At 37.7% G+C, this 19,100-nt stretch carries 22 protein-coding genes; 14 read left to right on the top strand and 8 right to left on the bottom strand.

Annotation, left to right across the window (positions count from 1 at the left end):
- Positions 1 to 40 precede the first annotated feature (40 nt).
- Positions 41 to 370, bottom strand: a complete 330-nt coding sequence (locus ACIQXF_RS05310; protein ID WP_402779915.1) for a hypothetical protein — start codon at positions 368 to 370, stop codon at positions 41 to 43.
- A gap of 198 nt (positions 371 to 568) precedes the next feature.
- Between ACIQXF_RS05310 and ACIQXF_RS05305 the strand changes: the two genes are divergently transcribed.
- Positions 569 to 1,120: an acyl-CoA thioesterase gene (locus ACIQXF_RS05305; protein WP_402779913.1), complete on the top strand. Its 552-nt coding sequence runs from the start codon at positions 569 to 571 to the stop codon at positions 1,118 to 1,120.
- Between the two features lie 47 nt (positions 1,121 to 1,167).
- Here the strand turns inward: ACIQXF_RS05305 and thiD are convergent, their stop codons facing one another.
- Positions 1,168 to 1,998, bottom strand: coding sequence for a bifunctional hydroxymethylpyrimidine kinase/phosphomethylpyrimidine kinase (gene thiD, locus ACIQXF_RS05300; RefSeq protein WP_402779911.1), 831 nt, complete (start codon positions 1,996 to 1,998; stop codon positions 1,168 to 1,170).
- 318 nt (positions 1,999 to 2,316) lie between these two features.
- On the opposite strand from thiD, the gene ACIQXF_RS05295 reads away from it, so the two are divergent.
- From ACIQXF_RS05295 to ACIQXF_RS05275, 5 genes are all read left to right on the top strand, one after another.
- Complete coding sequence (locus tag ACIQXF_RS05295) at positions 2,317 to 2,994, top strand: uracil-DNA glycosylase (RefSeq protein WP_402779909.1); 678 nt, start codon at positions 2,317 to 2,319, stop codon at positions 2,992 to 2,994.
- A 76-nt stretch (positions 2,995 to 3,070) separates the two neighbouring features.
- Positions 3,071 to 3,250, top strand: a complete 180-nt coding sequence (locus ACIQXF_RS05290; RefSeq protein WP_402779907.1) for a uracil-DNA glycosylase — start codon at positions 3,071 to 3,073, stop codon at positions 3,248 to 3,250.
- On the top strand, positions 3,247 to 3,513 hold the full coding sequence (locus ACIQXF_RS05285) for a YwdI family protein (protein WP_402779905.1): 267 nt from the start codon (positions 3,247 to 3,249) through the stop codon (positions 3,511 to 3,513). The genes ACIQXF_RS05290 and ACIQXF_RS05285 overlap by 4 nt, the downstream gene beginning before the upstream one ends.
- 26 nt (positions 3,514 to 3,539) lie before the next feature.
- The gene (locus ACIQXF_RS05280) at positions 3,540 to 3,920 is read left to right on the top strand and encodes a DUF423 domain-containing protein (protein WP_402779903.1); all 381 of its coding nucleotides are present in this window, start codon (positions 3,540 to 3,542) and stop codon (positions 3,918 to 3,920) included.
- Positions 3,921 to 4,126: 206 nt separating this feature from the next.
- On the top strand, positions 4,127 to 5,305 hold the full coding sequence (locus ACIQXF_RS05275) for an amidohydrolase (RefSeq protein WP_402779901.1): 1,179 nt from the start codon (positions 4,127 to 4,129) through the stop codon (positions 5,303 to 5,305).
- A 128-nt stretch (positions 5,306 to 5,433) separates the two neighbouring features.
- Here the strand turns inward: ACIQXF_RS05275 and gerQ are convergent, their stop codons facing one another.
- Both gerQ and ACIQXF_RS05265 read right to left on the bottom strand, forming a co-directional pair.
- Complete coding sequence (gerQ, locus tag ACIQXF_RS05270; RefSeq protein ID WP_402779899.1) at positions 5,434 to 5,769, bottom strand: spore coat protein GerQ; 336 nt, start codon at positions 5,767 to 5,769, stop codon at positions 5,434 to 5,436.
- A 21-nt stretch (positions 5,770 to 5,790) separates the two neighbouring features.
- Positions 5,791 to 6,216 (bottom strand): cell wall hydrolase, encoded by a 426-nt coding sequence (locus tag ACIQXF_RS05265; RefSeq protein ID WP_402779897.1) that lies wholly within the window; start codon positions 6,214 to 6,216, stop codon positions 5,791 to 5,793.
- 258 nt (positions 6,217 to 6,474) lie between these two features.
- Between ACIQXF_RS05265 and ACIQXF_RS05260 the strand changes: the two genes are divergently transcribed.
- On the top strand, positions 6,475 to 6,645 hold the full coding sequence (locus ACIQXF_RS05260) for a hypothetical protein (RefSeq protein ID WP_402779895.1): 171 nt from the start codon (positions 6,475 to 6,477) through the stop codon (positions 6,643 to 6,645).
- 180 nt (positions 6,646 to 6,825) lie between these two features.
- A complete protein-coding gene (locus ACIQXF_RS05255; RefSeq protein ID WP_402779893.1) occupies positions 6,826 to 7,008 on the top strand; it encodes a hypothetical protein in 183 nt (60 codons plus the stop codon).
- 43 nt (positions 7,009 to 7,051) lie between these two features.
- Here ACIQXF_RS05255 and hemQ read toward each other — a convergent pair whose 3' ends face one another.
- Positions 7,052 to 7,801 (bottom strand): hydrogen peroxide-dependent heme synthase, encoded by a 750-nt coding sequence (gene hemQ, locus ACIQXF_RS05250; RefSeq protein WP_402779891.1) that lies wholly within the window; start codon positions 7,799 to 7,801, stop codon positions 7,052 to 7,054.
- Between the two features lie 157 nt (positions 7,802 to 7,958).
- Here hemQ and lipL point away from each other — a divergent pair, with 157 nt between their 5' ends.
- Complete coding sequence (gene lipL / locus ACIQXF_RS05245) at positions 7,959 to 8,792, top strand: octanoyl-[GcvH]:protein N-octanoyltransferase (protein WP_402779889.1); 834 nt, start codon at positions 7,959 to 7,961, stop codon at positions 8,790 to 8,792.
- Positions 8,793 to 8,821: 29 nt separating this feature from the next.
- On the opposite strand, the gene ACIQXF_RS05240 is transcribed toward lipL, so the two are convergent.
- The gene (locus ACIQXF_RS05240; RefSeq protein ID WP_402779887.1) at positions 8,822 to 9,472 is read right to left on the bottom strand and encodes an RsfA family transcriptional regulator; all 651 of its coding nucleotides are present in this window, start codon (positions 9,470 to 9,472) and stop codon (positions 8,822 to 8,824) included.
- Positions 9,473 to 9,708: 236 nt separating this feature from the next.
- On the opposite strand from ACIQXF_RS05240, the gene ACIQXF_RS05235 reads away from it, so the two are divergent.
- The 5 genes from ACIQXF_RS05235 (at position 9,709) to ACIQXF_RS05215 (ending at position 17,982) form a co-directional block, all read left to right on the top strand.
- Positions 9,709 to 9,933 carry a YuzB family protein gene (locus ACIQXF_RS05235; RefSeq protein WP_049667962.1) on the top strand — a complete coding sequence of 75 codons (225 nt, stop codon included), beginning with the start codon at positions 9,709 to 9,711 and terminating at the stop codon, positions 9,931 to 9,933.
- Between the two features lie 142 nt (positions 9,934 to 10,075).
- Entirely contained in the window at positions 10,076 to 10,216 is a 141-nt protein-coding gene (locus ACIQXF_RS05230) for a hypothetical protein (protein WP_402779886.1), read from the top strand.
- 308 nt (positions 10,217 to 10,524) lie between these two features.
- Positions 10,525 to 10,680 carry a hypothetical protein gene (locus ACIQXF_RS05225; RefSeq protein ID WP_402779884.1) on the top strand — a complete coding sequence of 52 codons (156 nt, stop codon included), beginning with the start codon at positions 10,525 to 10,527 and terminating at the stop codon, positions 10,678 to 10,680.
- Between the two features lie 208 nt (positions 10,681 to 10,888).
- Positions 10,889 to 12,202: an HD domain-containing protein gene (locus tag ACIQXF_RS05220; protein ID WP_402779882.1), complete on the top strand. Its 1,314-nt coding sequence runs from the start codon at positions 10,889 to 10,891 to the stop codon at positions 12,200 to 12,202.
- A 485-nt stretch (positions 12,203 to 12,687) separates the two neighbouring features.
- Positions 12,688 to 17,982, top strand: coding sequence for a collagen binding domain-containing protein (locus ACIQXF_RS05215; RefSeq protein WP_402779880.1), 5,295 nt, complete (start codon positions 12,688 to 12,690; stop codon positions 17,980 to 17,982).
- 51 nt (positions 17,983 to 18,033) lie between these two features.
- Here ACIQXF_RS05215 and ACIQXF_RS05210 read toward each other — a convergent pair whose 3' ends face one another.
- Positions 18,034 to 18,702, bottom strand: a complete 669-nt coding sequence (locus tag ACIQXF_RS05210; RefSeq protein ID WP_402779879.1) for a class A sortase — start codon at positions 18,700 to 18,702, stop codon at positions 18,034 to 18,036.
- Positions 18,703 to 18,805: 103 nt separating this feature from the next.
- On the bottom strand, positions 18,806 to 18,991 hold the full coding sequence (locus ACIQXF_RS05205) for a 2-hydroxymuconate tautomerase (protein ID WP_004231516.1): 186 nt from the start codon (positions 18,989 to 18,991) through the stop codon (positions 18,806 to 18,808).
- Positions 18,992 to 19,100: the final 109 nt, after the last annotated feature.

Genomic DNA, 19,100 nt, shown 5'->3' with positions numbered 1-19,100 from the left:
TGGCTTTTTATTTATAGTAGTTTTTTGGGGTATGTATTTGTTAATATCGGTTGAGTTTTCGTTCAATGGAATCTAGGCGATTGTTGAGATTTTGTAGTTGCTTATGCATTTGTCTAAATTGTAAATTTTGATTTTGTACGTCTGATGTTCTTGCTTGTTCATTTTCCTCTTCTTCCTGCAACGCTAAGATGGTGGAGAGGGTTGCTAATGAATACCCTATTGTTAAAACCATTGAAGATATTAATTCTACTTTGGTAGAGGTTATATCTCCATTTAAGATACCTGTGTCTTCACCTAGGAGACCTGCTTCTTCACCGCCTAGGAAGCTTGCTTCTTCATTTGTGTTTTGTTGTTGTCTACGTTTTTTCATTTTTCTCCCTCCCATATACAGCTAATATATGGCATATGAAGTAGTAGCGTATCTTGTCCTATGCTATTTGAATTTGGAGCAATCATTCTCTACGTTCTTAAGTTAAGAATTTGTAATTTTCTAATAGTTTAATTGATTTTTATAGAAAAATAGAGCATTATAGTGGGAATAAACACTTTGATTTTAGGGGGAATTGATGTGAAAAAGGGCTTTAAATATTGTAAAGAATCAAGAGTCATGCGTACAAGTCGAGTTTTTCCAAACGATGTTAATAATCATAATACATTATTTGGCGGTCGATTAATGAGTGATATCGACCAAGTGGCCTCGATATCTGCTGCTAAACATAGTCGCAAAGACTGTGTGACAGCCTCAACGGATTCTGTCGACTTCTTACATCCTATTCGCCCGACTGACTCTGTTTATTTTGAATCTTATGTAGCATGGACGGGAACGTCTTCAATGGAGGTTTTCGTAAAGGTCATTTCAGAAGATTTGAAAACAGGAGAACGCAAGGTAGCGGCAACCGCATTATTAACCTTTGTCGCATTAGATGAAAATAATAAACCAGCTCCAGTTCCACGCGTTATTCCTGAAACAGTAGAAGAGACTAAACTACATGAAACAGCTTCTGAACGAGCAAAGGCGCGTGCAGAGCGTAAAAAAGAAAGCAAGGCATTAGCCCAATTCATTTCGATGAATGATCCATGGGATTATCGGCTCGAAATGATGGAGAACTACTATATGTAAAGGGGGCATCTGATTAGCAGTAGGCGCTAATCAGATGCCTTTTCATTTTATATTTCTGTCACCGTTACTTGTGGTGCTCCAAAGCGGGATTTTGCACCGTGCATAACTGGTCCTACATAATCATTTAATGCCCAACCGTGAGCGATTGCAGCTGAAACGAATTCTTTTGCCTCAATAACAGCCTCTCTCACAGAAAGACCGTTTGCTAGGTTTGCCGTCACTGAAGCAGCAAATGTACAGCCTGCTCCATGATTATGAGTTGAAGCGACTTTTTCAGATTCTAATAAGTAGAATTTTTCACCATCAAAGAATAAGTCTGTTGCTTTTTCTGTAGCTAATGCTTTTCCGCCTTTAATCACAACAGCTTTAGCGCCTAGCTCATGAATTTTACGTGCTGCTGTCTTCATCTCTTCGATTGTCTTTGGTGTGCCAGTACTAGCTAATTGTCCAGCCTCAAACAGGTTAGGTGTTGTGACTGCAGCTAATGGTAAAAGATATTGAATCATCGCATCTGTGTTACCAGGATTTAACACCTCATCTTCTCCCTTACATACCATTACAGGATCAATAACAACATTTGTCGTGCCAGATTTTGCGATAGCATCACCGGCAATACGAATAATTTCCTCAGTTGAAAGCATACCGGTTTTTATGGCATCAATGCCTGTTGAAAGGGCCGTATCGATTTGTTTTTGTAAAAGATCTGATGGTAATGGTGTTACATTATGTGTCCAACCGTTTGGATCCATTGTTACGACAACCGTTAAGGCCACCATGCCATATGTGCCATGTTCTTGGAAAGTTTTAAGATCGGCTTGCATACCTGCGCCGCCTGATGTATCTGAACCAGCAATTGTTAAAGTTTTTTTAAGAACCATATAATAGATCTCCTTTATTAGATGAAAGTTTAAAATTACCATTAGTATAGTCTGATTCTGGTTCTATAAAAATAGTCAGAACGTGATATTTTTACAAGGTCAGTTTTTCTAAGGGCGTCCAAACATCCGCTAGAATAGAGGAACTTAGGCTAAGATCTTTACATCCTGTGAAAAAGCCTGAATGACCAACATCGTATCGTCCCTCCTAGCACAAAGCCGGTTCCGGAAGCAATTATGCCAAGGCATAATTGATCTGATGCTTGAATTCACCAGTAATTTTTTGTACCGTTGTAAGAAGAGAAAGGGGCTTATGGTACGATGAAACAAGTATTTCCGAATGACTGGCAAACAATACTTACAGAAGAATTAGAAAAACCATACTATAAAAAGCTACGCCACTTTGTAGCACATGAATATTCTACAAATACAATTTATCCACCAATGAATGACGTCATGAACGCTTTTTGTACAACTGCTTATCATGATGTAAAAATCGTCATTTTAGGCCAAGACCCATACCATGGTCCAAACCAAGCACACGGCTTAAGCTTTTCGGTAAAGCCTGGTATTCCACATCCACCAAGCCTGCGCAATATGCTACAAGAATTACAGGATGATCTTGGTTGCCCAATCCCTCGGGATGGCACATTAACAAAATGGGCACAGCAGGGTGTTATGTTATTGAATACTGTTTTAACTGTGCGAGCAGGTCAGGCTAATTCCCATAAAGAACAAGGGTGGGAGCTATTTACAGATGCTGTCATTGATAAATTAGCATCAAGAGAAAAGCCAATTATTTTTGTTCTTTGGGGCAAACCAGCACAGCGGAAAAAAACATTAATTTCTAAATATCCAACACCTCATGTCATTTTAGAAGCACCCCATCCGAGTCCGCTTAGTGCCTATCGAGGTTTTTTTGGCAGTAAACCGTATTCGAAGATCAATGCACAGTTAATAGAATGGGGAGAGCAGCCGATTGATTGGTCTCTAGCGTAGATTGGCACAAATCGTTTACTTTATACACTTATAGATTCATGATACAGTTAATAATAGAAGAAAGTGAGGGGCAACGATGAAGGTAAATTGTTTCAAATGTCAATATTTTAAAGTGACATGGGACCCACAAACGCCACGGGCCTGTGTAGCATACGGCTTTAAAACAAAGCAACTACCCTCCGTTGTCGTTAAACAATCCTCTGGCACGGACTGTTTAAAATTTGTGCCGAAAGTAGAAAGTGGGAGAATGCAATGATTCCTTATCAAGCCGTTATTCAACAACTTGAAAAACAATTATCTGGCGTTAAAAATGCAGGAAACGAACAGCAAATTCGCGAAGCCTTAACAGCGATTCGAGCATTATGTGATGTAGTATTAGATTCAGCTGAAGGCATATCGAAAGTACAGTCGAAACATATACCACAAATGCTCGTATCAGAGCCAAAGCAATCGAGTTTATACTCAGCAAAAATTGAAGAAGAAGATGGGGCGAATGGTGATTCCATTTTTGATTTTTAATCATTATTAAAGGTAGGGAAAATGATATGAAGAAATTTATTGTGACAGGTGCACTCCACGGTTTTTTAGCAGTGGCATTCGGTGCATTCGGTGCACATGCTTTAAAAGAAGTTCTAGATGATTATGGTCGTGGTATTTGGGAGACAGCTGTACAGTACCAAATGTTTCATGCCACAGGATTACTTATCATCGGCTTGTTAATGAGCTCCAAACTATTGGGAGAGGTAAAGCAGTTAAATTTGGCTGGAATTTTCTTTAATCTTGGTATTGTCTTCTTTTCAGGAAGTTTATATGTACTGGCCATCAGTGGCGTTAAAATCCTAGGTGCTATTACACCGATTGGTGGTGTACTGTTTTTAGCAGGATGGATTCTAATTATCGTATCTGCCCTAAAACATGCTCGATAATAAAATTTAATGAAGTAGATTAATAAAGTACTCTCTCACTATAAATGTGGGGGAGTTTTTGTTGCTATAATGTGAATTTTAACTCCTTGTCTGCAATATAATTTCTATAGGATATTAGTTTTTAATTCTTATTGTTATTGTAAGGATTTATAGTACACTATTATTACCAGAAGAGTTCGACAAATAGGAAAGGGGGCTATGTGATATTGGAGAAGCTATTTACATTATTAGATCATTATTACGATGAAATGGTTACCATTCGTCGTCATCTACATGAATACCCAGAATTATCCTTTGAGGAAGTTGAAACACCAGCATATGTAGCTTCTTTTCATCGAGCTTTAGGACATGAGGTTCGTGAGCATGTAGGCGAACGTGGTGTAGTTGCGATATTACATGGTGGAAAACCAGGAAAAACAGTGGCATTGCGAGCTGACTTTGATGCATTAGCCATTCATGAAGAAAATGATGTCCCTTATAAGTCAAAGATAGATGGAAAGATGCATGCATGTGGACATGATGGTCATACTGCAACATTACTTGGGCTCGCTAAGGCACTCAATGCAATAAAGGATGAAATTTCAGGTAATGTGGTATTTATTCATCAGCATGCGGAGGAACTTGCACCTGGTGGAGCTAAGCCGATGATAGAGGATGGCTGCTTAGATGGAGTAGATGTTATTTTCGGAACTCATTTATGGGCACCGACGCCACTTGGGGATATTTTGGTTAGAGATGGAGCAATCATGGCAGCAGCTGATAAAGTGGAAATCATGATTCAAGGGAAAGGTGGACATGGTGCGGAGCCGCATCATTCTATTGATGCTGTCGCCCTTGCTTCACAATTTGTTGTCAATGCTCAACAACTTATTTCTCGACGCATAGATCCTTTGAAGTCAGCTGTTTTAACGATTGGTCATTTTGAGGCGATTAATCCTTTCAATGTGATTGCTGAGCGGGTGGTACTAGCTGGAACCGTCCGCACTTTTGAGGAGCAAGTGCGTAAGCAGATGGAGCAAGAGCTTGAAGCTGTATTGAATGCAACTTGTTTGGCTTTTGGCGCTAGCTTTGAGTACCGTTATACGAGAGGTTATCCGCCTGTTTATAACCATGTGAAAGAAACAGAATTTATTGCACAGCTTGCAGCAGATGTACCAGGAGTAGAGAATATTATAACGTGCCCGCCATTTATGATTGGTGAAGACTTTGCGTATTACCTAGAGAAAGTACCAGGTACATTTTTCTTTACAGGTGCCAAAAAGCCAGAATGGGAAGTGGCATATCCTCATCATCATGCACGTTTTGATTTTGATGAACGTGCAATGTTGATAGCTGCCAAAACATTAGGAAAAGCAACATTACAATACTTACAAGAAAATCAATAAGCGTTTACCGTTTCGAAAAGTAAAATTGGCATGCTAGGACACTTCCTAGCATGTCAATTTTTTAATCTAAATGAATATAGACTCCTGCCAATCATATTTGTGGTAAGGAACTTTTTTTACTTCTACTATTATGGGTTTTGATTAAAATAAGACATTTCCTCATCATATTCAGCAAAATCAAAGTAAATCATTGGGAATAGGAAACGATGATTCGATTTAAGCTCACGAATAATCACATGATCTCGACCAGCAGCTTCAACAACACCCCGAACAGTTTTTGTGTTTTTCCCTTGCTCAATGGCATGCTCGAAAGAGAAATGGAATGTAGCGGGTTTTCCACGATTCAAGCGAAAAATGTTTTCAATATAGGATTCCTCACGTCCAGGTGGGCGTCCGCCGCTTGGAATTGTTACTGGTGGAGGAGTCATTTGTTGCGTTGTTGGTGTCCAATAATATGGCATCATAAGTTATCAACCTTCTTCCTTTTAAATTTGAGGGCAAGCTTCTTCCGTTGGTGAGAAGAAGCAATGCGCTTTGAATCTTCCTGTGTTCCACTGACCGTACCATTGTGCAGGACAATCTCCTGGAGGTCTGAAGAACCATAGGGAACGAGTGGCTGGATGAAATCTTTCACCTTGAATTACTCTTCTGGCTAATCTAATGTCTTGATCACGTGCTCGCTGATAAAAATAACTCTTTGTTGTTGCTTCAAAACCTCCTGGACGCTGAAAAACCATCTGTTCAATTGTTCTAATATCAGAAAAATCTAAACAATCTGCTCGTACACGATTGACGCCAACATTGCCGACCATGAGCATTCCTAAGTCTCCATCGCCCTCTGCCTCAGAGCGCATTAGCCTCGCGAGCAGAGCTGTTTGTGCATCATTCGTCTTTATAACAGCGATTTTCATTCCTCCTCGCAGACAGTATATGCATGGAGGTGATGTAGACATGTTAATTTTGAAGAGAAAGATATCACATTTAAAAATGATTAAGCATATGCTAGTAATAACGAGTAGTAGTCTGTAAAAGAGCGTTAAAATGCTCAAGTTTTTATATTTGATCCATAAAAACGGGTAAATAGAGAAGAGAAAAAATATAAGTAAATTTAGTGGGAAAACTGAGATAGGAAATTGCATGTGTATTGAATACATGTGAGGTGACAGCGGATGGAGATTGGGATTTGGATTGCAATTTTATTGAGTGCTGTACTGGCATTTTTGCTGGGGGATTTTTACGGACAGCCACTGCATTGGTATCTCTTTATTTTAATAATCGTTGTGGGTTTTTTTATTCATACGATTATATTAATTTTAAAAGTTAAGGATGAAAAATCTTGAAGTACCCTGTGGCAAATGAAAATAAGAAAGTGTCATCGTAGTGGGGTGACGCTTTCTTATTTTTTTGTTATATTTTTGTTATAAAAGAGGCGGAATCTTATGTTTTGCAAGTATATTGAAAATAAACTGTGACATACTAAAATGGAAAATTATTTTTTGCTTTCATGAAGGAGTGTTACAATGCGTATTTTTGGTATGTTTGTAGCAATTATTGTAAGTGCATTTATTGCCACTGGTATAGCAGAATACTATCATCAACCTTATAATTGGTATTTAGTTTTCCTAATGATTCTAACTGGTTTTTTTATTCATACAATTATTTTGATATTGGAATCAGAGACAAGTGAAGAAAACGAATTTTAAAAATGCGAGCCCACTAGTAGGACTCGCATTTTTTATAGTTGTATTAGACAGTTAATAATTTCACTAGTTTTTCATTATCAAGAAGGTTACCAACGAAGAATGCACCGAATTCACCGTAGCGAGCAGATACTTCATCGAAACGCATTTCGTATACTAATTTTTTGAATTGTAATACGTCGTCTGCAAATAAAGTTACGCCCCATTCATGATCATCGAAGCCAACAGAACCAGAAATAATTTGTTTCACTTTACCAGCATAGCCACGACCAATCATACTGTGAGAACGCATTAATGACTTACGTTCGTCCATTGAAAGCATATACCAGTTATCATTACCTTGACGACGCTTATCCATTGGATAGAAGCATACATACTTAGAACGTGAAAGTTCTGGATATAGACGTGCACGTACATGTGGATTTTGGTATGGGTCTTCGTTTGATTCGCCAGCTAAATAGTTAGAAAGCTCAACAACAGATACATAAGAATATGTAGGAATTGTAAAATCAGCAATCGCCAATTTATTAAATTCAGCTTCAAGTTCTTGTAGTTCATCCATTGTTTCACGTAATGTCATAATCATAAAGTCAGCTTTTTGACCGACGATTGCGTAAAAGGCATGAGCACCTGTTTTTGCGATATCAGCTTCATTTAATTTTTCTAAATAAGCAATAAATTCTTCTACTGCTGCTTGGCGTTCTTCAGCAGAAACTAGTTTCCATGAAGCCCAGTCGATTGAGCGAAAATCATGTAAAGCGTACCAACCATCTAAAGTAATTGCTGCTTCATTCATTATTTAAAACACTCCTTTATAAGTGAATAATATTCAAATTTTAGTTTATCATAGTTTGTACAAAATCCCTAAGTTCATGATTGTATTTCACCAATTTGACACCTTCCATAGATAATGTATTCTAAAGAGAAGAGATGTAAATAGAGGAGTACCAATCATGAAAAGTATTTTACAACAGCCGATTTGGCGTTTTTACGATCAATCCATTAGCGCGAAGCAAAGATCGCCACTTGAATCCTTTGCAACAGACGATACATTATGTCAGCTTGTTGGACAATTAGCCTCTCCACCAACTATTCGTACATGGGTGCATGATGCATCTGTTGTGCTTGGTATTCAGGATCACCGTCTACCATATGTGCAGCAAGGTATGGACTTGCTCAAAACACGTGGCTATCATCCGATTGTACGTAACTCTGGGGGATTAGCGGTTGTCCTTGATGAGGGTGTACTTAATATTTCTATTGTTTTATCTGAACAAACGCAAGCGTTAAGTATTGATGATGGCTATGATGTAATGGTAGCTCTAGTAAAGGGAATATTCCCTGAAGTGGCAGATAAAATTGAAGCCTATGAAATAGTAGGCTCCTATTGCCCAGGCTCCTATGATTTAAGTATTGAAGGAAAGAAATTTGCTGGTATTTCTCAAAGACGTTTACGTCAAGGAGTAGCAGTGCAAATTTATTTATGTATTGAAGGAAGCGGTTCAGAACGAGCGGCTCTAATTCGCGATTTTTACGAGGAAGGTTTACGAGGAGAGGAAACAAAATTTACGTATCCTAACATCGTCCCCAATGTGATGGCATCATTATCTGAACTTATTGATGCAACATTAACGGTAGAGGCAGTTGTTATTCGATTACAGCAGCTACTTAACAATATGACAGAAGAAATTCGATTTCAGTCTTTTCGTGATGAAGAACTAACATTATATGCGTTTTATTTACAACGTATTTTAGAACGTAATACAAAAATGCTTGAACCAAAGTGAATGAATGATCAAAGAAAAAAGCGATGCTACTAACTAAGCGCATCGCCGTTTTCTTGTTGATAGTTTGAACTACTTACAACAAGATTTCCGTTTTTCTCCATTTTGAATACAGGTGCAATTCGTTCTTCCTCTTCATCTAGCGTTACTAATCGTCTAGCACGATTCATAATTTGGACAAATTGCTCGTAATCTTTTCGAATAGCTCGATTTTCCTCTTCTAGCTGTGAAATGGTCTTCTCTAGTTTTTTATTTTTCTCAGATGTTACGTGTACTAGTTGTCTCCATTTTGAAGACTCATTCCCTATTTCACCAGAGTGCTGTAAACGTAGTAAATAGGCTATGACAATATCAAGAGATAATGCAGATAGAGGAATCGATTTGCCCTCTGCAGCACTACTATTTACCGTAAACATACTAGAAGCGCGACGTCTTGCTGGAGCACCTAACACTCGCATTCTCTCTTTTCTTTCTTTTTTCGCTTCTGTTAATTGTTCCTCATATTCTTTGCGAACAACAGCATTCCATCGAAAACCACAGGCAGCTGCAGTACGGTTCAAAGCATCTCCAGCCTCTTCGAAGGCATTTAACTGTGTACTACCTTCCGTTACATGGCGAATGACCGCCTCTGCTAATAATTCATCATTTTCTTCTAACCAAGCATCTTGTCTTAGTTTACTCATATAAAAATCCTCCCACCTTTATTTGGAACTTAATTATTTACAACTAGCATGACCAATCTTTTAACCTTTTATTCATCTATGTGGAAGGAATTATGCTTGAATACAAGGGGAAAAGTGCGATACAATACCCGATGTAGGTTTGTACGTATGCTACATACTTAAATATGTGAAGGTCATACGTTCAATAGAAACGATTTTGTCTGAAAAAATACTATATAGAAAGGGTTGTTGACAAAATGGCAAACGAATTTAAAGTTTGCGATGAATGTCAGGCCGTTAACTTAAAAACGTTAATTCCAAAATTAAAGGAAATCGATCCTGATGCAACCATCGAAATTGGCTGTCATTCCTATTGTGGCCCAGGACGTAAAAAAACATTTACCTTTGTAAATAGCCGCCCTGTTGCTGCATTAACAGAAGAAGAACTAATGGAAAAGGTTTTAGCAAAGTTAAAGAAATAAATAACACAAAATGCTATCTTCACTTGTTGGAGATAGTTTTTGTTTTTTGTGCATTTTTAATATCAATGTATAGAGGTGTTAGAGCGACGGAAAATCCTTGAGATGACGGATGGAAGAGCTAAAGCGACGGAAAGTCCTCGAGATGACGATGGAAGAATTAGAGCGACGGATAGTCCTTGAGATGACGGAAAGAAGAGCTAAAGCGACGGATAGAATCATTGAAGTGACGGAAAGAAGAGCCAGAACGATGGATAGTCCTCGAGATGACGGATGGAAGAATTAGAGTGACGGATAGAATCATTGGAGTGACGGAAAGAAGAGCCAGAGCGAAGGATAGTCCTCGAGATGACGGATGGAAGAATTAGAGTGACGGAAAGAATCATTGGAGTGACGGAAAGAAGAGCCAGAGCGAAGGATAGTCCTCGAGATGACGGATGGAAGAATTAGAGCGACGGATAGAATCATTGGAGTGACGGAAAGAAGAGTCAGAGCGAAGGATAGTCCTTGAGATGACGGAAAGAAGAGCTAAAGCGACGGATAGAATCATTGAAGTGATGGAAAGAAGAGCCAGAGCGACGGATAGTTCTCGAGATGACGGATGGAAGAGCTAAAGCGACGGATAGAACCTTCGAAGTAGCGGAAAGAAGAGCCAGAGTGACGGATAGAATCATCGAAGTGACGGAAGGAAGAGCCGGAGCGACGGAAAGTCCTCGAGATGACGGATGGAAGAGCAAAAGTGACGGATAGAATCATCGAAGTAGCGGAAAGAAGAGCCAGAGTGACGGAAAGATTCACGTTCGCTTCATCTCTTGAAAATTAGGTCAATAGAATCCTAAAATTAGACAAGAATACATCGAGTTTGGTTGATAGTATCTTTAATTAAAGTGAATTATGTATGCTAGTCCTCCATTTATCGCATATAATAGAACAAATATGAAACGGGGGTGCTGTACAGATGACACATTATGCAAAAGCTAAATTACAAGAGGAAAAAGTATTTAAGGACCCAGTGCATCGCTATGTGCATGTACGGGATCAAGTGATATGGGATTTAGTTGGTACCAGAGAATTTCAGCGATTACGTCGAATTCGCCAACTTGGTACTACGTTTTTAGTATTCCATGGAGCTGAGCATAGCCGCTTTAGTCATTCACTTGGCGTTTACGAAATTGTACGTCGTATAGTAGATGATATATTTGTAGGCCGTCCTGAGTGGGATGAAGGCGAACGACTGCTAGTGCTTTGTGCAGCCCTATTACATGATTTAGGGCACGGGCCATTTTCACATGCTTTTGAAAATGTCTTTGAGCTTGACCATGAATTTTATACAAGGCAAATTTTACTCGGTGATACGGAAGTGAATGCAGTATTAAAAAAAGTATCTGCTGATTTCCCTGAGAAAGTATCACAAGTTATTGAAAAAACATATCCGAATAAGCAAGTCGTTAGTTTAATATCAAGTCAAATTGACGCAGATCGGATGGATTACTTACAGCGAGATGCTTATTTTACTGGCGTAAGCTATGGCCATTTTGATATGGAACGAATATTAAGGGTGATGCGTCCACGGAAAAATCAGGTGGTGATTAAGGAGACTGGTATGCATGCGGTCGAGGATTATATCATGAGCCGCTATCAAATGTACTTACAAATTTACTTCCATCCAGTATCTCGCAGTGCAGAGGTTGTATTAAATAATATTTTAAAGCGGGCGAAACAATTAAGCTTGGATGGCTACCAGTTTAAGCATGAGCCTACACACTTTTTAGCATTTTTCCGCAACTCCATTACGCTTGAGGACTATCTTGCATTAGATGAGAGTATTCTTTTTACATATTTTCAACTTTGGATGCAAGAGGAAGATGCAATATTAAGTGATTTAAGTCGTCGCTTTGTCAACCGAAAGCTGTTCCAATACATCGATTTAGATCCAGGTGTGGAGTTAGACAAATATCAAAAACTACAAGAGCTTTTCAAGCAAGCTGATTTAAATCCAGAATATTATCTTGTTCATGATACGACGGCGGATTTACCTTATGATTTCTATCGACCTGGAGAGGAAGAAGTACGCGTTCCTATTTTCTTAGAAATGAAAAACGGAGAACTACGGGAGCTATCTCGTGAATCTATTATTGTGGATTCTATTTCTGGGCGCATGAAGCGGGACCATAAAGTATATTTCCCACTAGATTTCTTAGAGGATAACAGTACCCACTCTATTATAAAAAAACAAATATTAACCTTGCTGCAGGGAAATGGAAGAAATTAAATAAAAAATTTCTTATGTATAAAAATTGAATGATATTCCAATATAACAATGGTGGAAAACAGTGAAAGTACTCTGTTTGAGTAATTTTCACTGTTTTTTGCTGTTGTATAAAAATAAATAAAATGGAAAATATATAGAAAATTTTAGGGCTATATAAGCGATAATCCTAGAATTGTTCAGAATTTGTTCAGTAGCCTTCTTTATAATGAGACTAAAACCCTAAAGGGGGTGAGGTCCATTTTAAAAGGCGTCACAAAAGTAATACGAATACACTCAAATTTGTACATCGCACATTCATAAGTCATCATGATCATGTATCTATCACGTGAAGTACTTATTAGAATGTATGCAGCTATGACGACAAGTTAATTGAAGGAAGAGGGAAAACCTATTGTTTGTGTCATACCTTTCCGACATGAAGAAAGGATGCAACGTCGTCAGCAAACACCAACAGGTATCTCTCTGGACTAGAAAAGGAGAGAAACATGAGGAAATTAAAAAAATTAAACATAGCAATAATCTTATTGCTACTCGTATTCCAAACAGTGCTTTCACCGATTTCGGTGTTTGCAAGCGAAAACACTTCTACAACAACGTCGGAGCAATCAGAAGGCACTATACAACAAGCTGACACAGATATTGGAGACGAGGGATCTAATGAAAATGACAATGCCATCAATGAAGAGGAAGGCACAGGTCAAGCTCCTGAAAGCGATACTGAAGAAGCCATAGGAGAAGATGTAGAAGAAGATATAGGTGAAGAGGTAGATGGGGATAGTGAAGAAGCAGAAGCAGAAGCAGAAGCAGCAACTGATGACTTGGAGAAAATAGTACCGTTGAGTGTGGGAACATTAGCTGCTCAACAAGTTCCAGCTATATTAACATCATTTGAGATGAAAATTGATGGAAAAACAGTTGAAGATGGTGTTTTTGAAAGAGAATTACCTCAAGATACATTAGCTAACTTTACTGTTAAATTCTCAGTTCCTATGCAAGATGATCAAGGAGAAGCTTGGGGAGACGGTAGCTGGTTTGAATTCCAATTACCTAAATCATTAATTGACTTTGAAGAAGCATTTAAAGGTAGGAAAACAGTAAATGGTATCACATATGATTATACAACTACTGATAATAAAGTAGTTGTAGAGTTAAGTGGTATGACACTAGAATCAGCGAGCTCTCAACCAGAAGAATTGACAATAACATTCACTTCTGGATTTAACAATCTTTCTGATGAAATTGAGCAAGAGCTAGAAATTCCAGGACTTATTGGAGGTAGTCAAACCATTAAAGCCACATTTACTTTCTTACCTTCAACTAAAGATAAAAAAGTAAGTAAGTCAAAAGTAGGTACTCCTACACCAACAGCAAGTGGTAACCATGAAATGGAATGGCAAGTTTGGGTTAACGAAGCTGGTAAAACATTAAATAATGCAACTTTAACGGATAAGGCAACAGGAGGACACGTCATTGTTGCTAATTCTGTGAACGTGTATCAATATGAAGTTGGTTTAAGCGGTGTTAGAGATCAAACAGGTCCTGGGAAGCCGGTTCTTACAGATGGTGACTGGGATGATATTGCAAGTAAGCTAACTGGTAAATACGCATATAAAATTACGTATAAAACTGCAGTTAATTTAGAAGCTGATGAGCGTGATGATGTAGTTAACTTCAATAACACAGTTACATTTACTAATGCTGGACAACCGAATGAAACTTCTAATCAAGCAACTCATACAATTACGTATGGTAAAGCTTTAGAAAAAAAGTTAATCAGTAATACAAACTATAAAACAACGTGGCGTATTGATTACAATCATAACCTGTTAAATATCGATCAAGCTAATGCAAAGATTACTGATACAATTACAGGCCCTCACGAAATTGACGCATCAAGCATTAAAGTATATAAAATGAATGATGCAGCTGGAAATGTAGCTACTGAGGTGACGAGTGGTCAATTAGTAAATACAAGTGAATATAGTATTGAATCAGTTACAAAAGAATCTTTCACATTAGCATTTAAGAATAATATTTCAGATGCATATACCATTGTGTATGAAGCGAACTATAATAAACAAGATTTCTATGAAACGGAAACAGGTTCGTTTAATAACAGCGTGACAAGCGGTTCAGGTAAAACATTTACTAAGCCATTTACACTAACTGAAAATTTACTTTCAAAATCACATAAAGTTGACTTTGATGAAAAAGTAATTTCATGGACAATCGAAATTAAATCTGATAATCCAAAAAAATCGATTAGTAACTTAACATTAACTGATACATTTACAGCAAATGGCGCTGATGGTACACATTCGTTAGTTCTCGAAAGTATAAAAATTAGTGGAAATACAGGTGCACCAACAATTACACCTGATGCAGATTTAACTAAAGGCTTTACAATTACTGGTATTAATGTACCAGCAGGTGGAACAGCGAAAGTAACTTATCAAACAAGCTTTGCAATTGAAGATGATGGTCAAGTGCAAAAAAATGGGTATGGTAATACAGCTGCTACAGAGTGGACAAGTGGTGATAAAACATACAAGAAATCAGAAACATCAAGCTATGTTCCACAATCAACTACCGTTAATAACGGTAGTAAATCAGGTACCTTCAACTACTCAACACAGGAATTTACATGGGATGTAAAAGTTAATATTAATAAAAAAGATATTAATGGAGCAGTGTTAGTTGATACAGTTGGAGCTGGACATAAGTATGTAGAAGATACTATTGTTGTACTGCCTTTAACTAACTTAGGTGGTAGTGATACAGGTGGGACAATTGGGACAACACCAATTGATCCGAGCAACTACACTATCTCAAATGAAACCGATAAAGGCTTTACATTAACATTTAATATAGCAGATGGTTTAAACTACCAAGCATACGTTGTTCGTTATAAAACGATTGATGATGACAACATTTTAGGTATCGGTTCTGATAATGAAAATGAAAAAGGAAATGTTTATACAAATGGTGCTACATTTAAAACAAAAGGTACTCAAGAGTTTACACTTGATTCAACTCCAGTAATAATTGATGGAAACGTAGCGAATAATTTAATTACGAAAAATACACCAACTCAAAATGCGACTACAGAAAAAATTACTTGGACGTTAGATGTAAATAAATCTCATTCTGATTTAGGTAACAACGTAACATTAACAGACCTACCAGGAAACAATTTAATGTTATTAGAGAATAGTATCAAAATAGCACCATATACGGTAACTTCAACAGGTATTACGAATGGTACTACATGGAAAACACCTGCGGAATTAGGATGGACTGTAACGTTCGATACAGTAGGTGGCTTTAGCATCGTTTTCCCTGACTTAATTAAGAAGGGCTATCGAGTACAGTATGAAACAGTGGGCTTCGGTAAGAAAAATGATCCTTTAGAAAATACAGCAACATTGAATTATACTGGTCAAACAATGGCTAACCAAAAAACGGAAGAAAAGTTTACTGGTCAATTTAACTTTAGTAGCTCAGAGTCAGACTTCACTTCTACACGTGGAAGTGCGAAATTCAAAAAAGTTGGTATTGATTCAGCTACGGGCCAATTTAAAGAAAATCTAGCTAATGTTACATTCCAACTTATTAAAAAAACAGCAACAAATGAATATATCATTAAAACGGCTACAACAGATGAAAATGGCGAATTTACATTTGAAAATGTACCGTACAACGCATATCTAATTCGTGAAGTAGCAGCACCAACTGGCTACGATAAAATGGAAGATTATCCATTTAAGTTAGATGGAGAAACTACACTAGATAGTAATCCAGATTTAGTAACTGAACTTGTAAATACAACACCAGTAACTGGTTGTACACAATTTAAAATTGCTATTAATGATGTTGATGGTACGCCTATTACAACAGGCACAGTTACATTAAAAGATAAAAACGGTGTAGAAACAGGACCATACACAGTAACAAGTGGTGAAGTAACATTACCTAATAATTTCACAGTTGGTGAGTATACAGTAACTCATTCAGTTGAAGGTGATCTTGGTAAAGTTACTGTGAAATACGATGGTACATGTGAAGCGCCTCCAATTCAACCAGAACCAAAATGCGACAACTTCACAATTGTAGTTGAAGATACGGAAGGAAATATCCGTACAAACATTCAAGAGTTAACTTTAAAATCAGGTACTACAGAAATAAAGGTATCACCTGATGCAGCAGGTAAGTTTATTGTTGAATCTAACAAAAATAACCCTACAAATGGTGTAAAACCAGGTACGTATACTGTATATGAGGGTAAGCAGTATATAGGGACGGTACATTTAACATACCAGAAGGCTTGTGGTTTTGAATTTATCATTCAACAAGCACCAAAATGTGAAACGTTTGAATTAACTGTATATGATGTTGATGGCAAATTAGTTGCTGACGGCACTTCAGTGACAGTTAAAAATAAAGATAATGATAACGTTGTAGCTACAAAAACTACAAACAACGGTGTTATTGAATTAATCGATTTAGAGCCAGGTGTTTACACAGTTGAAGTGGGTGGAGAAGAAATTGACGAGTTCGAAAGCAATATCAACTGTAAAGCTGAAGCTCAGCCAACACCTAAATGTGAAGCCTTCACAGTAGTTATTAAAGATGATAAAGGTGTAATTAAGCCAGGTAAAGATGTCATCATTAAAGATAAATCTGGTAATGAAATTCCAACGAAAAAAGACGGCAATGGTAACTTAACATTTGAATCTAAAACAATTCCAGCAGGTAAATATGATGTTTATGACAAAAATGTTTACTTAGGTGAGATTGAAGTTTCTTATGCACAAGAGCCTTGTGAAACTACATTACTAACTGCACCAGTTTGTCCAGACTTCACTTTAACAATTAACAATATGTACAGTCAGCCACGTGTAGGTGTGAAAGTTACCATTACAGGTGAAGATGGTACAGAAGTTGAAGATAATGGTTCAACAGAGTTTACAACAGATAGTAAAGGGCAAATTACAATTAGCAATTCAATAATTAAGCCAGGCAAGTATATTGTAAGAGAGAACGGTAAGACAATTATTGGTACAGTTATAGTAGGGAATACTTGTGAGGCTAAAATTCAGCCGACACCACCTACAACAACAGATCCAGGTGAACCAACAGATCCAACAACAAACCCTGGTAATCCAGGTGGACCAACAGATCCGACAACAAACCCAGGCAAGCCAGGAAAACCAACAGATCCAACAACAAACCCAGGTAAACCAGGTGAGCCAACAGATCCAACAACAAACCCAGGCAAACCAGGTGAACCAACAGATCCGACAACAAACCCAGGTAAACCAGGCGAACCAACAGATCCGACAACAAACCCAGGTAAACCAGGTGAACCAACAGATCCGACAACAAATCCAGGCAAGCCAGGTGAACCAACTGATTCAAATAATTCAACGACTCCTGGGAAAACAGAAACGTCTAAACCATCTGTACAAAATGTCATTGATCAAGGGAAAAACTTACCACCGTATGATTCTACTAAAGCAACTAAAGACACACTAGATGCGTATAAGGATTTCCTCAATAAATATAACAACTTATCAAAAGAGGAACAGGCAGAGGTAGCAAAATCTCTTGATATCGATAGTATAAAAGCAGATGCAAAACGATTAGAAGCACAATTAAATGCGAAAGGCAAACTACCACAGACTGATGGAGCAGATCAAACAGCTCTTACACTAATCGGTGTAGCTCTTGTTTTAGGTGCATTATTGTTATTGCGTCGTCGTAATGCTGAAATAAAATAATCTTCAAGAAGAAGAACCCCAAGACCATGAAATCTTGGGGTTCTTCCTATTTTAAAAGGTTTTTGATAACTTTGCTGGTGCTTCATCGAATGGATACTGCTCGACAAAATCTGCTTGAATGGCAAGGCGTTTCGTACCCTTATCAGCGCATGTAATGAGGGTCAAAGCAGTCTTATTAGGGATATCATCAATCACATAAACATCCGTTGCAGCGATAATTTTCTTAATCGTTAATTTGTACTCGTAAATATTTGTTAAATCTGTTAGATAAATCGTATCTCCGATGCTCGCTTTGTATAAGGGGCTAAATAAAATATCTTTTTCCTCAAAATAATGGCCTGCTAATGCATAGTTTCCTTGTCCAAGCTTTTGATTAGGCTTCATGGTACCAGCTCCGACGGCAAGGGCGACATTCCCAACTCCTTTGACGATAGGAAGCTGCATATTAACACTAGGAACAGCAATACTACCAATGACAGGCATTTTATTTGCCTTAGTTTGTGCTTTTAAAACCTCCGCAATGGATAATGATTGTACATCTTCAAATTCAAAATCGGCGTCCGCTTTATTGTTCTTTTCAATGTCCTTAGTACTATAATCAGTTGTATTTAATTGGTTACTCAAATGAGCGATAATAGCATTTTGAATGGGATTAATAAATATAAATAAAAGGCCAATGATGAGCATACAAATAAGTAGGGACAGTCTAAGTTTATTCATTTCAACATCACATCCTAGTAGTGAAATTACGAATCGCCAATAAGGTTCCTTATAATAATTTAAAAAATGGGTAGAGCGCTAGGCAGCTCTACCCGTTCTGATTTTATTTATCACTGAAGCGAACGCCTGCAACACCGTAATGATTTTTAGACATTTCTTCGATGAAAACTGTTACGTTTTCTGCAGGTGCGTTAACTGTACGAGAAACGGCTTCTGTTACTTCCTTTACTAGAGCACGTTTTTGTTCTTCTGTGCGACCTTCAAGCATTTTCACTGTTACATATGGCATAATATTGCCTCCTTTATTGAATAATGTTGTATAGTTAGTTTATCTCCATTCAGTAGAAGACTTCAACCTCTGAAGGTGGTAAGATGAACCCGGACATGGTTCCTTTTCA

Origin of the sequence: Lysinibacillus sp. NPDC097231 (assembly GCF_044761885.1) — a bacterium.
Classification (GTDB): Bacteria; Bacillota; Bacilli; order Bacillales_A; family Planococcaceae; genus Lysinibacillus.
The sequence above is the reverse complement of the archived record's forward strand: the minus strand, read 5'-3'. Positions and strand labels throughout refer to the sequence as shown.

Coding starts and splice junctions, on each gene's coding strand:
- ACIQXF_RS05310 (WP_402779915.1), bottom strand. CDS start 370: ATGAAAAAACGTAGACAACAACAAAACACAAATGAAGAAGCAAGCTTC.
- thiD (WP_402779911.1), bottom strand. CDS start 1,998: ATGGTTCTTAAAAAAACTTTAACAATTGCTGGTTCAGATACATCAGGC.
- ACIQXF_RS05295 (WP_402779909.1), top strand. CDS start 2,317: ATGAAACAAGTATTTCCGAATGACTGGCAAACAATACTTACAGAAGAA.
- ACIQXF_RS05290 (WP_402779907.1), top strand. CDS start 3,071: ATGAAGGTAAATTGTTTCAAATGTCAATATTTTAAAGTGACATGGGAC.
- ACIQXF_RS05285 (WP_402779905.1), top strand. CDS start 3,247: ATGATTCCTTATCAAGCCGTTATTCAACAACTTGAAAAACAATTATCT.
- ACIQXF_RS05280 (WP_402779903.1), top strand. CDS start 3,540: ATGAAGAAATTTATTGTGACAGGTGCACTCCACGGTTTTTTAGCAGTG.
- gerQ (WP_402779899.1), bottom strand. CDS start 5,769: ATGATGCCATATTATTGGACACCAACAACGCAACAAATGACTCCTCCA.
- ACIQXF_RS05265 (WP_402779897.1), bottom strand. CDS start 6,216: ATGAAAATCGCTGTTATAAAGACGAATGATGCACAAACAGCTCTGCTC.
- ACIQXF_RS05260 (WP_402779895.1), top strand. CDS start 6,475: ATGGAGATTGGGATTTGGATTGCAATTTTATTGAGTGCTGTACTGGCA.
- ACIQXF_RS05255 (WP_402779893.1), top strand. CDS start 6,826: ATGCGTATTTTTGGTATGTTTGTAGCAATTATTGTAAGTGCATTTATT.
- hemQ (WP_402779891.1), bottom strand. CDS start 7,801: ATGAATGAAGCAGCAATTACTTTAGATGGTTGGTACGCTTTACATGAT.
- lipL (WP_402779889.1), top strand. CDS start 7,959: ATGAAAAGTATTTTACAACAGCCGATTTGGCGTTTTTACGATCAATCC.
- ACIQXF_RS05240 (WP_402779887.1), bottom strand. CDS start 9,472: ATGAGTAAACTAAGACAAGATGCTTGGTTAGAAGAAAATGATGAATTA.
- ACIQXF_RS05235 (WP_049667962.1), top strand. CDS start 9,709: ATGGCAAACGAATTTAAAGTTTGCGATGAATGTCAGGCCGTTAACTTA.
- ACIQXF_RS05230 (WP_402779886.1), top strand. CDS start 10,076: ATGACGATGGAAGAATTAGAGCGACGGATAGTCCTTGAGATGACGGAA.
- ACIQXF_RS05225 (WP_402779884.1), top strand. CDS start 10,525: ATGACGGATGGAAGAGCTAAAGCGACGGATAGAACCTTCGAAGTAGCG.
- ACIQXF_RS05220 (WP_402779882.1), top strand. CDS start 10,889: ATGACACATTATGCAAAAGCTAAATTACAAGAGGAAAAAGTATTTAAG.
- ACIQXF_RS05215 (WP_402779880.1), top strand. CDS start 12,688: ATGAGGAAATTAAAAAAATTAAACATAGCAATAATCTTATTGCTACTC.
- ACIQXF_RS05210 (WP_402779879.1), bottom strand. CDS start 18,702: ATGAATAAACTTAGACTGTCCCTACTTATTTGTATGCTCATCATTGGC.
- ACIQXF_RS05205 (WP_004231516.1), bottom strand. CDS start 18,991: ATGCCATATGTAACAGTGAAAATGCTTGAAGGTCGCACAGAAGAACAA.